This is a genomic window from Sodalis sp. (in: enterobacteria), assembly GCF_047607725.1.
Taxonomy (GTDB): domain Bacteria; phylum Pseudomonadota; class Gammaproteobacteria; order Enterobacterales; family Enterobacteriaceae; genus JBLKSS01.
The window spans coordinates 1-15,423 of sequence record NZ_JBLKSS010000087.1; the positions used below are offsets into that span (position 1 = coordinate 1).

A 15,423-nucleotide genomic window follows, 5' to 3' on the forward strand; every position below is an offset into this window, starting at 1 on the left:
CTGTGTAGTGGGGATTTTAGGTTGGACACCGAACTTGCCCTGACGGTAGAGCTGGCGCCAGTTGAACAGCAAATGGTCATTGATACCGTTATCCCGTGCCAGCTTGGCAATGGATACGCCGGGCTGGAGCGCCTGCTCAACCAGCTTAATGTTAAAGTCCCGCGGGAAATTGGGACGACGTCTTGAGGGTTTTGGTGGGGTTTGTTTCATGAATTGCGCCCATTAAAAAAATAATGGACATCATCTTTAATAACTTGATGGGGAATTAACAGACGGCGCTGGGCGTACGCTTACCTCAGCACCGCATCACAGCGCTTCAGACCCTCAATTGCCGCTATCCCTTTCACAATCTCGGTCAGGTGCGTCGCGGGCATCACGCAGCCGGTCCACTGACCATACTGGGTGTGGTTGGAAAACTGCACGGTATTGAGCGGCCACACATTAACGCCCATCCGGCGCATGGGAAACACCGCGGAGCTATGCCCGCATGACCGTAAACCACGTGGGACTGGATAGAGAGAACATTCTTCATCAAAAAATCGCCTTACACACCTTCGGCCCGCGGCCGTCACACAGAAGAAAGGGGCCCGAAGCCCCCTGCCGGAAATCCCGCTATTGCCAGTGGAGCAGACAGTAGTGTTTTTTACCCCGCAGCAGCAGGGTATAACGGCCATATAGCCTATCGGCGTCGTTAAACACATACTCCGGCGATGCCTGTTTTTCGCCGTTCACCGCCACCGCGTTGGAACTTATCATGGTACGGGCCTGGCCGCGCGACGGCACCAGTTCAGCCGCCACCAGCGTCTGCTGTAAATCCACACCGCGCTCAAGGCCGACCGTCGGCATGCCGTCCTGGGCCAATTGGGCGAAATCATCCTCGGTCAAGTCCGCCAGCGCGCCGGTGAACAGGCTAGCGGTAATACGCTTCGCCGCCGCCAATCCTTGCTTGCCGTGTACCATGCGGGTGACCTCTTCCGCCAGCACATACTGGGCGCGAGGGGCTTTGTCGCTGGCGTGATCCTCTTGTTCCAGCGCCTCGATAGCGGAAAGCGACAGGAAGGTGAAGAATTTCAAGAAGCGATACACATCGCTGTCGGCGGTATTGACCCAGAACTGATAGAACTTATAGGGGCTGGTCTTGCTGGGATCCAGCCACACCGCGCCGCCCACGGTTTTGCCGAATTTGGTGCCGTCCGCTTTGGTAATAAGCGGCACCGTCAGACCATACACCGTGTTCTGGTGCAGCCTGCGCGTCAAATCGATGCCGGAGGTGATGTTCCCCCACTGGTCGGAGCCGCCAATCTGCAGCGCCACGCCGTACTGCTTGTTCAGGCAGGCGAAATCGTAGCCCTGCAACAGATTATAGGAAAACTCGGTAAAGGAAATGCCGCTATCATCGCGGTTCAACCGCTGCTTTACCGCTTCTTTATTGATCATCTGATTGACGGAGAAATGCTTACCGATATCGCGCAGGAACGTCAACACGTTCATCGAGCCAAACCAGTCATAATTGTTGGCGGCGATGGCGCTATTATCGCCGCAGTCAAAATCGAGGAACGGCGATACCTGGCGTTTGATTTTTTCCACCCATTCCTGGACGGTTTCCGCGGTATTGAGCTTGCGCTCGGTCGCTTTGAAGCTGGGATCGCCGATAAGCCCGGTGGCGCCCCCCACCAGCGCCACCGGACGGTGACCGGCCAGTTGGAATCGTTTAAGGCACAGCAAGGGCACCAGATGTCCCAAATGCAAGCTGTCGGCGGTGGGATCAAAGCCGCAATACAACGCGATCGGCCCTGCCGCCAACCGCTCAGCCAGCGCCTTCTCGTCCGTGACCTGGGCAATCAGCCCCCGCTCCTGCAATTGTTGTATTAGGTTACTGCTTGCCATCAAATACTCCATTATCAAGAAAGAGAAAAAAAGGACACCGCTGCCCGCGCCGGTTTTATCCAGCCCACCAGAGCCTGTCCTTAAAAACGTTATCCTGGCGCCGGCGCCGCGAGCAGATCAGATCAGACGCCCGCCGCCTCGGTGACGGCGCCAACCGATCCGGCTATGGCGCCAGCCGATCAATGTACCAACCGCCCTCTTCACGCCGATAGAGAAACCTGTCGTGCAAGCGGTGTTCACCGCCCTGCCAGAATTCCATCGCATCAATAGTGACCCGATAACCGCCCCAGAAGCTGGGCAGCGGCACCTCGCCCTGGGCAAATTTCTGTTTTAGCTCCAGGAATTTACTTTCCAACACGCCGCGGGCGGAGATCCGGCTGGACTGCCGCGAGACCCAGGCTCCTATCTGGCTATCGCGCGGACGGCTGTGAAAGTACTTCATCACGTCGATGACCGAGAGCCGCTCCGCGCGGCCCAGCACCAGAACCTGCCGCTCCAGCGCGGGCCAGGGAAAGTGCAGGCTGATGCGGGGGTTATGCGCCAAATGCGTGGCTTTGCGGCTGCCGAGATTGGTGTAGAACACCATACCCTGACGATCAAAATGTTTGAGCAATACCAGCCGCTGGTACGGCTGGCCGTTCGTGTCCACGGTACCTACGCTCATGGCGGTGGCATCGGGAAGCTGCGCAGCGCAGGCTTGCTTGAGCCACTGCTCGAACAAATCCATAGGCTCCGCCGTTAAATCGGCGCGGCGCAGCCCGCCCCGGGTATATTCCCTGCGCAGGGCGGCAATATCGATTGAATGTTCAGTCATAATCTGCTGAAAAGGCGGCGATGAAAGCCGTTATTGTGCGCCGTGACGCTGAAAATCTCAATCATTTACCCGCCGCGCCCTGGATGACACAATCGCCAACGATGATTTTGTCTTGCCGCTCGATAAACGCCCGCTCGCCCTTCGACCAGAAGCTGTATTGGCCATCGCTATAGCGGGCGCCGGAAGCGGGGGCGACCTGCGGCAAGCTAAGCTGCTGGCCGTCAAGGATAAAGTTCACCCACTCGTGAACGTTATCCAACGTCACGGTCAGCGGCAGCGTGCCGCACTGATAATGTAAGGTTTCCGTTTGCGCGGATCGGCCGCCGGGATAGCTACAGGCCGAGGCGGCCAGCGCCAGGGAGAGGATCACCATCGGGTTTCGCATCATCTTGATCTCCTTTTTATGATTTAAACAGGACCGCCAGAGGGAGGTGAACGACCCGGCGCGCCCCGCTCTGGCCAGCATTATTTCTCTACCGCCGGGGCCATGACCGGATAGATTGCCCCCAGCAGCGTTTCCTCCCGCGCGCCTGTAACGGAGGGAAGATTGCCCGGCAACCCGGACAAGGTCCGAAACGCTAGCCAGGCGAAGGCAAGGGCTTCCATATCATCGCCGCTCACGCCGAATTTATCGGTAGAACTGACCTCAATACCCGGCAGCAGCGCCGACAGACGGTTCATGACGAGCGGATTGCGCACGCCGCCGCCGCACAACAGCACCTGCTGCGCGATGGTCCGCGCTGTCAGCTCCGCCAGTGTCGCCTACACATCCTGGGCAGGGATAGGGCCTAGACGCGCCCGATGGCGCTCCAACCAGCCGAGGTTGAAATACTCCCGGCCGGTACTTTTGGGCGCCGGGCGCAGAAAATACCCGTCCGCCAAAAGATGCTGCAACAACCCCTGATGAACTTGCCCGCTGCTCCCCCATCGGCCGTCCTGGTCATAAGGCGCTTTACGGTGTCGCCAGGTCCAGGCGTCTAGCAGCATATTGCCAGGTCCGGTGTCATAGCCGCGGATCGGCTGATCCGGCAGCAGCAACGACAGATTGGCGATACCGCCGATGTTCAACACCATGCGCCGTTCCTGGGGATGCGCCAGTAGCGCGTGATGAAACGCCGGCACCAGCGGCGCCCCTTGGCCGCCCAGCGCCATATCGCGACGGCGAAAATCACCCACGGTAGTGATACCGGTCATGCCGGCAATGCGGTTGTTATCCCTGATTTGCAGGGTACAGGGGGCGGCGCCTTCCGGCTCGTGCCAAACGGTTTGGCCGTGACAAGCGATAGCCGTCACCCCGGGCGGCGCCACGCCGGTCTGCCGCAATAAACTTAGCGCCGCCTCGGCGAACAAAATGCCAAGCCGGGTGTCCAACTGTCCGAACTGCGAAAGGGTTACCGCCTGGCCCTGGCACATCGCCAGGATCTGCTGTTTGATGGGCAACGGGATCGGATGGCAATAGCGGGCCTGCTGCGCCACGGTGTGCTCATCGATCGCTGCCAGCACCACATCGATACCGTCCAGGCTAGTGCCGGACATAATGCCTATATATCGGCCGGTTCTCATTTCACACCCTCTCCCTTGTGCGGGAATGTGACATATTAAGGGTAACTTACCCAGCTTTACGGCAGGAGGCCATGAAAATTCACGCAAAATGCCCCGTTTGTACTGATTAATGAATTATATAAAATGAACTTAGTGTTATAATAACTTAAACTAACTAACTAACTATATTAGTTCGCTTATTCGCAGTTTATCTTTTTTTCGATATAATTGTCTGTAGTCTCTGCGCGTTACAGGGCACTTCGATTCCCTACACCGGCGCATGAAGTTTTAACCGTTTATCCGCTTCTGTCCGGGGTTGCCTCGCAGAACGGCATATCAACTGGAGTTTTTTATGATGAAACGTTTGATCGTGGTGGCCCTGGCAGGTATGACGCTGGCGGGTTGCGCCAATAACAGCACGCTGTCCGGCGATGTTTATTCCGCCTCAGAGACCAAACAGGTTCAAAGAGTGACGTACGGTACCCTGGTCGGGGTACGGCCGGTGCAGATTCAGGGCGGTGAAGACTCCAATGTCATTGGCGCTATCGGCGGCGCGGTACTGGGCGGATTCTTGGGGAATACGATTGGGGGCGGCAGCGGCCGCAGCCTGGCCACCGCGGCGGGCGCCGTCGCCGGCGGCGTGGCCGGTTCAAGCGTCGAAGGCGCGGTAAACCGGACTCAGGGCGTGGAGCTTGAAGTGCGTAAAGATGACGGCAACACCATCATGGTGGTGCAGAAACAGGGCAACACCCGTTTCAGCGTGGGACAACGCGTGGCGCTGGCCAGCAACGGCCGTACCATCACCGTTTCACCGCGCTAATCCCCTGCTTGCGCTCAACAAAAAACCGGCCCTGGGGCCGGTTTTTTTGCTCAAGTCAGTGCCGTGGACGTAACGCATCAAGACTTGTTATATAGCTCCAGAATATTTTTTTCCAGTTTGGCAATCATATTGCTCAGCAACTGGATCTCCTCCTGGCTAATGCCATTGAGAATTCCATCTCGAGTGCTGTCGATAACATTGTTCACTTCTTTGATAATAGGGTCAGCAGATTCGGTCAGTTTGATCCGCTTCGCCCGGCGGTCATTGGCGCAGGTATGCCGAGTGATAAGCCCTTTTTCTTCGAGCTGATCCAGCGTCCGCACCAACGATGGCTGTTCGATGCCGATAGCCTTCGCCAGTTGAATCTGAGACTGCTCAGGCGGTAACTGGCAAATATTATGTAAAGTGATCCAATGCGTCTGTGTGAGTTCTAAAGGCTTTAAGCGGTGGTCAATTAAAGCGCGCCATACTCGAACAAGTCGCGCCAAATCTGATCCTAATGGCGATTCCAATTCTCTCTCCTTATAATTAAGCTGATTAAGCTTGCTCCCTGGATTCCCCTCCATCCTAATGGGTGGATGAGCAAATTACAAATATATATACCCATAACCTAAGCATTATGTAGAGATCGATGTAAGCGGCATATTCTTCCTTAATAAAAATTGGACGTCACACACACGCGCCGTTTGCGACGTACTTTCCCGATCGGGTCGGGAAACGCGGCGTTCTGCCCCCACTGATTCCCTTGTGGTTTAAACACGCTGGCAGACAGTAAGGGTCTCCCCGCAGAAGCCAGCGCAGCCGACTTTCACGCTGACGGGCCGGACGGTTTATTCATAACTGTAACACTATTATTGCCACATACGTAGTTTATTGTTAATTTAAGTTAAATGAAGATATAACAAATATCAATATCCCATGTATTCAGTAGCATATTGTAATTTAAATATATAAATAACTATTTAATACATTAGAAATTATTGTAGAGAAAAACCACAGCTTCATGGTTATTTTTTAACTAAATTATCACCAGAATCTGACGTTATTTCCCCTCCGTTAAATTGTTTTCTCCTTTCAGGAATACTCCTCCCGCTTGGCTATTGTCGCCCGATGACAAAGGATTATCCATACCGCGTCGGGCCGAAAGCCATTTATTATCTCTTCGCGTTAGATTTTATTTCGGATGGCGGTATTCGGTCATTATCCCCTTTTGCCGTACGGACATCGCCGGTGGCCGTTTTGCCGCTACCCGGCCCCATCGCCCCCGCCCCAGGCAGCATAGGCGACCAGGCGCTGCTGTCCGTCCAGCCCCCTCGTCGGGACAAACACGATGAGCTATGCTACACCCGATAGCCACGGCATACTTAACCGCGAGCTCAAGACCGCTTATCCAGACAAACACGTCGGCCCGGCGGGCTTGAGGCGCGGGTGCGCATATCGCTCGGGTCCGGCACCGCGCCGGTTAAAACAAGGAGGGTTGTTCCGGCGCGTCCTGCCGCGGTTCGTGCCCGGCGGCCGCGGCGCGGCGCAGCCGCAGGTAGCGCTGGTGGCAAAGCCGCAGCACCTCGCGTTTTTGACTGTCGCTCATCCCACCCCATTGAAAACGCTCGTCCCGGCTGCGCAGGCAGCCGCGGCAATAGCCGCGGGCATCCGACTGGCACACGCCGCAGCAGGGATTGGGCAGGCTAAAAAATTCAAGTTGTTCCGCCACACGTCCTCCTCTCACCTATAAATTGAAGACGGCATTGTCTTCGCTGGCAAGTTATTTTTTACCGAGCGGGCCGGTATTCTGTGCTAGTGGGCGGCATTGAACCGGTTTCACCCCGCAGGCTATACTGAAGCCTCTTCACTTAACACGGCCGCACCGACCGTGATGGCTCACGAGGACATTATGCGTTTATTACATACCATGCTGCGGGTAGGCGATTTACAACGCTCCATCGATTTTTACACCAAAACCCTTGAAATGCGACTATTGCGCACCAGCGAAAACCCGGAATACAAATACACGTTGGCGTTCGTTGGTTATACCGACGAAAGCGAAGGCGCGGTCATCGAGCTGACCTATAACTGGGGCGTGGAGAGTTACGATTTGGGCAGCACGTATGGCCATATCGCCTTGGGCGTGGACAATACGGCCCGCCGCCTGCGAACGCATTCGCCAGGACGGTGGCAAAGTGACCCGCGAAGCCGGGCCGGTGAAAGACGGTACTACCGTTATCGCTTTTATCGAAGATCCGGACGGTTATAAAATCGAACTGATTGAAAACAAACATGCCGGTCAAGGCGTCGGCAATTAAGCAGGGCCAGCGCTGCCGGGGCCCGCGGGTTCACGGCCTTTCTTCCCCGCCTCTCGGGCATAACTCGCCATGCAAGCCGAGCCAAAATTTGCCATAATGGCGGCTGAATTCGCTGAACATAAGAACAGGCATGGCTGAAATAGACGATCTGAACACCCTCCGCGCCCGCTTTCGCGGCTTTTATCCCGTTGTCATTGATGTGGAAACCGCGGGATTCAACGCCGGGACCGATGCCCTGCTGGAAATCGCCGCCGTCACCCTGAAAATGGATAACGACGGCTGGCTGCACTCCGACAACACCCTGCATTTCCATGTGGACCCCTTTCCCGGCGCGCTGCTACAGCCGGAAGCGCTGGCCTTTAACGGTATCGATCCGCACAACCCCCTGCGCGGCGCGGTGACCGAATATGAAGCATTCCATGAAATCTTTAAACTGGTACGTAAAGGAATCAAAGATCAGGACTGCAACCGCGCCATTATCGTCGCCCACAATGCTGCTTTTGATCACAGTTTTCTGATAGCCGCCGCCGGTCGAGCCGGTCTGAAACGCAACCCTTTCCATCCCTTCGCCACCTTTGATACGGCGGCGCTCAGCGGGCTGGTGCTCGGCCAGACCGTGCTGGCGAAAGCCTGTGGCGCCGCCGGTATCGCCTTTGACAGCGGTGAAGCGCATTCGGCGCTCTACGACACCGAACGTACCGCAACCCTGTTTTGTGAATTGGTCAATCGCTGGAAACGCCTGGGCGGCTGGCCGGTCGCGATACCCGCAACGGGTGACGCCGAAGATGAGGCTGTCGCCGCACAGGATCGTGCTAACCCCGCTATCGATTTGTAAACGCTGCCACGCAGAGGGCCGTCTGCGCGGCCAATGACAGGGCTATGGCGCTTGCAGGGCGCGCAGCCTGCCCGTCCACGAGAGGGACATGCGGATTGCGCGGCACCATGGCGCTGAAGATGTTGCCTAGCGGATGCGGCCGGGTATGCCCGGCCGCGATAACGCGCCGTCACCGCGCCCGGCACGATGAGACGCAAAAAAAAACCACCTCATATGCCTTGGGTGGTTTTTCGTGCTGCCGTGCCCGACAGGTCACCCGCCCGCGGCGCGTTAGCGCCGGACGGCATCGGGGCAGCGCTCTTTACTGCGCTTTATCCGCTTGTGAATTGTATTTTACCGCCGTTTCTTTGATAAGCGGCTGCAGTTCGCCGCGCTGGTACATTTCGCCGACGATGTCGCACCCGCCGATAAGCTCGCCGTCCACCCACAGTTGCGGGAAGGTTGGCCAGTTGGCGAATTTTGGCAGTTCAGCGCGAATATCCGGATTGGTCAGCACATCAACATAGGCAAAACGTTCGCCGCAGGCGGACAGCGCCTGTACCGCCTGGGCGGAAAAACCGCAGCCCGGTAATTTTGGCGAGCCTTTCATGTACAGAAGAATCGGATTCTCGGCGATCTGTTGCTGAATTTTTTCGATAGTCGTGGTCATTGTCTCGCTTCCTTAAGCCAGTGGCTGGCTTTTATTTATCATGCATCGGGTCTGACGTAATTCAGTATTCTAACGATTCCGGGGGGAACATTTAAATGCTTTTTTCGCGTTAGCCCCACCGGCGGGCTTTAGCCGCCCCGGCGCTTGGACAATGGGCGCGAAGGTCGGGTCTGCCCTTGCGGCGGCGCGGGTTTGCGACTAGGGCGTTTAATGTGCTGTAAAACCGTTGCTTTTTACGGCAGCCCGCGCGCAAAAATGCCGCATCACGCGTTTTATTCACGTTTATTCACAATCTGTAGGAAAATACGGATGCATTAGAACCGCAAATAGCTTAAATTCAGCTGAGTCGTCATTTTCCCCCGACCTTGGGCCACAGAGGATAGCGTTTATCATGCGTTTATGCTTTACGCTTTTTGTGCTGCTGTTTACACAGCTCTTTCTCAATTTCGCGCACGCCGCGCCGAATGCGGGAGTCAATGCCGATCAACGTAAATCGCAGGCCAGCGCGGCCAAAACCGATGATCGACGCAAGCGCAAGCCCGTTAAGCTGCAAAAAAAGACCCGCAGCACCAAGAGCGAGCATCTGGGTAATCCCAAGTTAAAATCCGACGTGGTTAAACCTCGCAAGGCCGTCGCCAACAAGACGCCCCACGCCGCCGCAGCGCCATCCACCGGCAAAACCGCCGCCGTGAAGGTGGGCAAAAGCCCCATCTCGCCTTCCACCGCCATCGTGAAAGTGCACGCCTGGCGCACAACCAGGCCGCCGGCAAAGGGCCGAAGAAAGCCTATGGCCGCCATCGCGGCGGCGCGCGAGCCCAGACCAAGGCCATTACGGCAGACGCTCAACCTTTGCGCATGAGCGAAAGCCACAAGGTCCGCTACCAGCACGCCAAATTAACGGCGATGGCGAAGCTGATGTCGCAGGTGGGTAAGCCCTATCGCTGGGGCGGTAAATCGCCGACCACCGGTTTTGATTGCAGCGGGTTGATTTACACGCCTACAAAGATTTAATTCGTGTGCCGCTACCACGCACCGCTAATGAAATGTACCATCTGCGGGATGCGGCGCCGGTGAAAAAGAACGAGCTGGAAAGCGGCGATCTGGTCTTTTTCCGCATCCGCGGCACGACGGATCATGTCGGAGTTTATCTGGGTAATGGCCGTTTCATTCAGTCGCCGCGCACCGGGCGTGACATCCGTATCAGCTACCTGAGCGAAGATTATTGGCAGGACCATTATGTTGGCGCCCGCCGCGTGATGACGCCCACCACCATTCGCTGAGGGGCTGCGCGCGACAGCCTCTCCCTCGTTGCTATCGCAGCGTCGGTCTTAAGGGGCCCTTTAACTCCCCCGCCAGCTCACCGTTCAGATCCGCGCGTCGTCCGTAGGCCGCAAAAAAAGGGCCTGGGGCCCTTTTTACAGTCTGGGTGATGTTCGGCGCGGCGCCAAACGCTATCAATTCAATACGGCGGTAAAGCTGAAGATGATGATGACCAACAGCGAGAAGGCGGTAGTCATTAACGACCAAGCAAAATCGCGGCTCATGATATTTCCTTTTAACGCTTCTGCGTCAGGTGGCTAACTCAGTATTTATCCGTTCTCTATCTTGCCATAGCCGTGGCCGAAAAGCATGTCCCTCCGGCGGCTCAACTCATATAACGCTTTCATTTTCTCGGCAAATCGAGAAAAATTACCTTTTGTTGGCAGGCAAACGATTCACTTAGCATTATCCCCTGCTGCCGAGGGATCCAGGAGTAGTTTAGAGATGGCAACCATAAAAGATGTAGCCAAACACGCGGGGGTTTCAACGACCACGGTTTCCCATGTGATTAATAAAACCCGCTTCGTGGCGCCGGAGACTAAACGCGCCGTATGGGACGCCATCAAACTGCTCAGTTATTCCCCCAGCACGGGGGCGCGCAGCCTGAAGGTCAACCGCACCAAATCTATCGGTGTGTTGGCCAGCACCAGCGAAGCCCCCTATTTCGCCGAGATAATTGAATCCATAGAGCACCACTGTTTCGCCAAAGGCTACGCCCTTATCCTGTGCAATTCCCACAACGAGACCTCGAAACAGCAGGCCTATCTGCAAATGCTGGCGCAAAAGCGGGTCGATGGGCTGCTGGTCATGTGCGCCGAATAACCCCGAGGCCCTGCTGCGGCTATTAGAAGAATATCGCCATATTCCCATGGTGGTTATGGATTGGGGTGAGGTACGCGGGGACTTTACCGATACCATCGTCGATAATGCCTTTGCCGGCGGCTATATGGCCACCCGCTATTTGCTCGATCGCGGCCACCGGGATATTGGCGCCATTCCCGGCCAGCTGGCGCGCAATACCGGCGGCGGGCGCCACCGTGGTTATCTCCATGCGCTCAAGGAGGCCGATATTCTTCCCAACGAGGCCTGGATCGTCCAGGGTGATTTCGAGCCGGCTTCCGGTTATCGCGCCATGCAACATATTCTGGCCCACTCCCACCGGCCCAGCGCGATATTTTGCGGCGGTGACGAGATGGCGATGGGCGCTCTGTGCGCGATCCACGAGCATGGGCTGCGCGTACCGCAAGACATTTCACTGATAGGCTATGATAATGTCAGCCATTCACGGTATTTCACCCCCGCGCTTACCACGGTGGATCAGCCCAAGGCGGTATTGGGGGAATCCGCACTGACCATGTTGCTTGATAGGATCATCAGCAAGCGGGAGGCCGCGCAGACGATTGAGGTTCATCCCACCCTGGTGGAATGCTTTTCGGTGGCCGATGGCCCCTACCGTAGCCGCTAGTCCTGTGCCGTCGATGGCTGAGGCCCCGTGCTTGCTGCGGCGTTGGCCATTGCTCCCGGCGTTTCACGCGATGCTTTGCCGCGAAAATTTCCCCTCGAACCAAAAATGAATAATAACTCTTTAGGCGCACTAACTCTTTGAGAAGAGTGATTGTTTCTTATATTTATCATTAACTTAGTCTATTATTCCTATTACTGTTTTTGGAGTTGTCTAAAGCCGGATGCAGGCTTATACTCAATTACGTTAACAATTATAACGAGTTGTTTATTCTTTTTGCTTTAGGGACATGATGTTTACTCATGCATGCTTTTTTCGTGCAAAGCAGCCGGTTTAACAACCATTCTGAGTTTCTATTCCTCTGTTAATTTGTCGTATCAGACACCACGGCTTACCGTGGATTCTTATAAAAGCTCGCAGGCAGCGCCTGGCTCTTCCTGACGAGGTATTTTTAGAAGAAAGGTGATGGAGAAGCTATGAATTCCTCGTGTGTTGAAGACCTGAGCTTTCAGGATAACGCCTGGTATCGCATCGTCCATGAATTACTCGCTGAAGCCGACATTGAAATCAATGGATCCCGTCCATTCGATATTCGCGTCATCAACTCGGATTTCTTTAAGCGCGTGCTGCAGGACGGCTCACTGGGTTTAGGTGAAAGTTACATGGATGGCTGGTGGGAATGCGAACGGCTGGATATGTTTTTCCAGCGTGTGTTGCGGAGCGGACTGGAAAATAAGCTTCCCCATCATTTAAAAGATACCCTGCGCGTCGCCGCGGCGCGCCTGACGAATCTCCAATCGCGTAAGCGGGCCTGGATCGTTGGTAAAGAACATTACGATTTAGGCAATGACCTTTTCTCGCTCATGCTTGATCCGTTTATGCAATATTCCTGTGGTTATTGGCATCATGCCGTAAGCCTGGAGCAGGCCCAGCAAAATAAACTGGAGATGATTTGCCAGAAGCTGCAATTGCAGCCGGGGATGTCGCTATTGGATGTCGGTTGCGGCTGGGGCGGTTTGGCGAATTATGCTGCACAGCATTATGGCGTTAAAGTCCACGGCGTCACCATATCGGCCGAACAGCAAAAGCTGGCGCAAAAGCGCTGCGAAGGACAAGATGTCACAATCTTGTTGCAGGACTATCGCGATTTGAATTTGCAGTTCGACCGCATTGTCTCGGTGGGGATGTTCGAGCACGTGGGACCGAAAAATTACCCTACCTATTTCGATGTGGTTGCCCGTAATTTGCAACCCGACGGCCTGTTTTTGCTGCACACCATCGGCGCGAACAGGACCGATATGAATGTGGATCAGTGGATTAACAGATATATCTTCCCGAATGGCTGCCTGCCGTCCGTACGGCATATCGCCGATGCCAGCGAGCCCCATTTCGTCATGGAAGACTGGCATAATTTCGGCACGGATTATGATCGCACGCTAATGGCCTGGCATGAACGCTTCGTCGCCGCTTGGCCAACGTTGCAGGGCAATTATTCCGAACGTTTTTATCGCATGTTTGTTTACTACTTACAGGCCTGCGCTGGCGCATTCCTCGCCCGCAATATACATCTATGGCAGGTTCTGTTCAGCCCGCGGGGCGTGGAAGGCGGTTTGCGCGTCGCGCGGTAAGCTTCGCGCCGTCATGTGTGCCGGGATACATGACGGCGCTGTCAGGCAGCGCCGCCGCCCTGATGGATCAGGCGCGCGAGCGCGCCGTCAAAACCCGCTCCACGGTGTCGACAATCACCTGCGTCTGCGGGTCGATTTCTATATTGACGCTATCGCCGAGTCGTTTCTTGCCGAGCGCGGTGCGCAGCAACGTTTCAGGAATTAAATGTACGCAAAAACGGTTGCCCGCGACTTCGCCTACCGTCAGGCTAATACCGTCAACGCCGATATAGCCCTTATGCAGGATATATTTCATCAGCGCCTTGTCCGGCAAGGAAAACCAAATCTGCCGGTTGTTCTCTGAGGTAACGATTTTGGTCAATTCTGCGGTGCAGATAATATGCCCTGACATCAGATGACCGCCAATTTCCACCTGCAGGCTCGCCGCCCGTTCCAGGTTGACCTCATCGCCGACCTTAAGCTCGCCCAAGTTGGTCAGTCTGAGCGTTTCTTTCATCAGATCGAAACTCACCACGTCGCCCGCGATGCCGGTAACCGTCAGACAACAGCCGTTATGGGCCACCGACGCGCCGATGGTCAAATCCGGCAACAGCGCCACCGGAAGGCGGACGTAATGGGTGCGAAAATGGTCTTTTTCCTCAATCGCGGTAATGGGCGCGGTGGCCTGAACTATCCCCGTAAACATGCGTTTTCCTCATCTGGCTACACCGAATAACTCGGCGCTCAGTTTGCCCCATAATATGACGAATTCCAAATACTGACACGATACAATAGAGGCTATACCCCTTATATCGCGTCATTTTCCTGCTATCTTCACCGACAAAATGCATTAGACTATGCCGCTAAAAGGATCCAGCCGTATTAACGCGTCAGGGTTCCATCAATAAACTCAGTTCGTCACTCGCATCAAAGGTGTCCGCGTGCAAAATGATGTTAAGGAAGCGCGTATCTTACTGGCCTTGGCCATCCCGGTGATTTTCGCCCAAGTGTCGCAAACGGCGATGGGGGTTGTAGATACCATCATGTCCGGTTCGGTAAGCGCCACAGATATGGCCGCGGTAGCGGTGGGAACCTCCATCTGGCTGCCGGTCATTTTATTCGGTCACGGCCTGCTGCTGGCGCTGACGCCGGTTATCGCACAGCTCAACGGCTTCGGGCGGCGAGACCGGATTGCCCATCAGATACGCCAGGGCTTCTGGCTGGCGCTGGGCGTGGCGCTGGTCATCATGGTGTTGCTGTATAATAGCCACCTTGTCATCGACCACATGCATAGCGTCGAGCCGGCGCTGGCGGAGAAAGCCGTCGCCTTCTTGCGCTGTCTGCTGTGGGGCGCGCCGGGCTATCTGTTCTTTCAGGTACTGAGCTGCCAGTGCGAAAGCCTTTCCCGCACCAAACCGGGTATGGTGATAGGCTTCATCGGTTTGATGAGCAATATTCCCATCAACTATGTTTTCATCCACGGCAAACTCGGTATGCCGGCGCTGGGCGGCGTGGGCTGCGGCGTCGCGACCGCTTCGGTTTACTGGATAATGTTTTTACTATTGCGCGCCTACATGCGCCAGACCAGCACATTTAGTGATTTGCGCTTGACCGGCGGGCTGCAAAAACCCGATTCGGTGGCGCTAAAGCGACTGTTCACGCTGGGTTTACCGGTGGCGTTGTCGCTGTTTTTCTAGGTCACCTTGTTTGCGCTGGTGGCGCTACTGGTCGCGCCGCTGGGCATCATCGCGGTGGCCGGCCATCAAATCGCCCTGAATTTCAGCTCGCTCATGTTTGTGCTGCCACTGTCTATCGGCGTGGCGGCCACCATCCGCATCGGCTTTCGCCTGGGGGAAGGCGATGTCGAGCAGGCGCGAGTCAGCGCCAGGTCTAGCCTGATGATAGGCGTCACGTTGGCCTGCTGCACCGCTGTTTACCAGCCTGCTGCGTGAGCGGATTGCGCTCTTGTATAACGATACGCCGGCGGTAGTGGCCATGGCCTCGCATTTAATGCTCTTAGCGGCCATTTACCAGATTTCTGATTCCATCGTAAGCGCCCCGTGGAGGACGTCTTGAATTATTGGTGGGTTTGTTGTATGGCCCGGTAAGAATATGTTCCACTACGATGCCTAGTGAACCCGCATCCTATAAGGGACGGCTGTCAGATCATGGATAATCCGGCGATGA

Annotated in this window: 11 protein-coding genes and 7 pseudogenes; 7 read left to right on the forward strand and 11 right to left on the reverse strand. The window is 55.6% G+C overall.

All coding sequences use genetic code 11. The features are described 5' to 3' along the window. The 6 genes and pseudogenes from ACMX3H_RS08610 to anmK form a co-directional block, all read right to left on the reverse strand. Positions 1-180, reverse strand: a pseudogene (locus tag ACMX3H_RS08610) (transposase); the annotation flags it as partial. A gap of 116 nt (positions 181-296) precedes the next feature. After that, positions 297-535, reverse strand: a pseudogene (pdxY, locus tag ACMX3H_RS08615) (pyridoxal kinase); the annotation flags it as partial. Between the two features lie 77 nt (positions 536-612). Then, positions 613-1,887 (reverse strand): tyrosine--tRNA ligase, encoded by a 1,275-nt coding sequence (gene tyrS, locus ACMX3H_RS08620; RefSeq protein WP_415210518.1) that lies wholly within the window; start codon positions 1,885-1,887, stop codon positions 613-615. A gap of 163 nt (positions 1,888-2,050) precedes the next feature. Further along, the gene (gene pdxH, locus ACMX3H_RS08625; protein WP_415210519.1) at positions 2,051-2,701 is read right to left on the reverse strand and encodes a pyridoxamine 5'-phosphate oxidase; all 651 of its coding nucleotides are present in this window, start codon (positions 2,699-2,701) and stop codon (positions 2,051-2,053) included. 61 nt (positions 2,702-2,762) lie between these two features. Then, positions 2,763-3,089 carry an MliC family protein gene (locus ACMX3H_RS08630; protein ID WP_415210520.1) on the reverse strand — a complete coding sequence of 109 codons (327 nt, stop codon included), beginning with the start codon at positions 3,087-3,089 and terminating at the stop codon, positions 2,763-2,765. Between the two features lie 77 nt (positions 3,090-3,166). Then, positions 3,167-4,264 (reverse strand): annotated as a pseudogene (gene anmK, locus ACMX3H_RS08635) (anhydro-N-acetylmuramic acid kinase). 331 nt (positions 4,265-4,595) lie between these two features. On the opposite strand from anmK, the gene slyB reads away from it, so the two are divergent. Next, on the forward strand, positions 4,596-5,063 hold the full coding sequence (slyB, locus tag ACMX3H_RS08640; RefSeq protein ID WP_415210521.1) for an outer membrane lipoprotein SlyB: 468 nt from the start codon (positions 4,596-4,598) through the stop codon (positions 5,061-5,063). Between the two features lie 77 nt (positions 5,064-5,140). Here slyB and slyA read toward each other — a convergent pair whose 3' ends face one another. Further along, positions 5,141-5,575: a transcriptional regulator SlyA gene (slyA, locus tag ACMX3H_RS08645; RefSeq protein ID WP_415210522.1), complete on the reverse strand. Its 435-nt coding sequence runs from the start codon at positions 5,573-5,575 to the stop codon at positions 5,141-5,143. A gap of 950 nt (positions 5,576-6,525) precedes the next feature. Further along, entirely contained in the window at positions 6,526-6,774 is a 249-nt protein-coding gene (locus ACMX3H_RS08650) for a DUF1289 domain-containing protein (protein ID WP_415210523.1), read from the reverse strand. A 180-nt stretch (positions 6,775-6,954) separates the two neighbouring features. Between ACMX3H_RS08650 and gloA the strand changes: the two are divergent. After that, a pseudogene (gene gloA, locus ACMX3H_RS08655) lies at positions 6,955-7,363 on the forward strand (lactoylglutathione lyase). 130 nt (positions 7,364-7,493) lie between these two features. Continuing rightward, the gene (rnt, locus tag ACMX3H_RS08660) at positions 7,494-8,198 is read left to right on the forward strand and encodes a ribonuclease T (protein WP_415210524.1); all 705 of its coding nucleotides are present in this window, start codon (positions 7,494-7,496) and stop codon (positions 8,196-8,198) included. 301 nt (positions 8,199-8,499) lie between these two features. On the opposite strand, the gene ACMX3H_RS08665 is transcribed toward rnt, so the two are convergent. After that, positions 8,500-8,847 (reverse strand): Grx4 family monothiol glutaredoxin, encoded by a 348-nt coding sequence (locus tag ACMX3H_RS08665; protein WP_415210525.1) that lies wholly within the window; start codon positions 8,845-8,847, stop codon positions 8,500-8,502. 391 nt (positions 8,848-9,238) lie between these two features. Here ACMX3H_RS08665 and ACMX3H_RS08670 point away from each other — a divergent pair. Further along, positions 9,239-10,127: pseudogene (locus tag ACMX3H_RS08670) on the forward strand (C40 family peptidase). A 174-nt stretch (positions 10,128-10,301) separates the two neighbouring features. On the opposite strand, the gene ACMX3H_RS08675 reads toward ACMX3H_RS08670, so the two are convergent. After that, complete coding sequence (locus tag ACMX3H_RS08675) at positions 10,302-10,391, reverse strand: YnhF family membrane protein (RefSeq protein WP_415210526.1); 90 nt, start codon at positions 10,389-10,391, stop codon at positions 10,302-10,304. Positions 10,392-10,611: 220 nt separating this feature from the next. Here ACMX3H_RS08675 and purR point away from each other — a divergent pair. Next, a pseudogene (gene purR, locus ACMX3H_RS08680) lies at positions 10,612-11,632 on the forward strand (HTH-type transcriptional repressor PurR). 473 nt (positions 11,633-12,105) lie between these two features. Further along, complete coding sequence (gene cfa, locus ACMX3H_RS08685) at positions 12,106-13,257, forward strand: cyclopropane fatty acyl phospholipid synthase (RefSeq protein ID WP_415210527.1); 1,152 nt, start codon at positions 12,106-12,108, stop codon at positions 13,255-13,257. 67 nt (positions 13,258-13,324) lie between these two features. Here the strand turns inward: cfa and ACMX3H_RS08690 are convergent, their stop codons facing one another. After that, on the reverse strand, positions 13,325-13,942 hold the full coding sequence (locus tag ACMX3H_RS08690; RefSeq protein ID WP_415210528.1) for a riboflavin synthase subunit alpha: 618 nt from the start codon (positions 13,940-13,942) through the stop codon (positions 13,325-13,327). Positions 13,943-14,177: 235 nt separating this feature from the next. On the opposite strand from ACMX3H_RS08690, the pseudogene ACMX3H_RS08695 reads away from it, so the two are divergent. Then, positions 14,178-15,285: pseudogene (locus ACMX3H_RS08695) on the forward strand (MATE family efflux transporter); the annotation flags it as partial. Between the last annotated feature and the right edge of the window lie 138 nt (positions 15,286-15,423).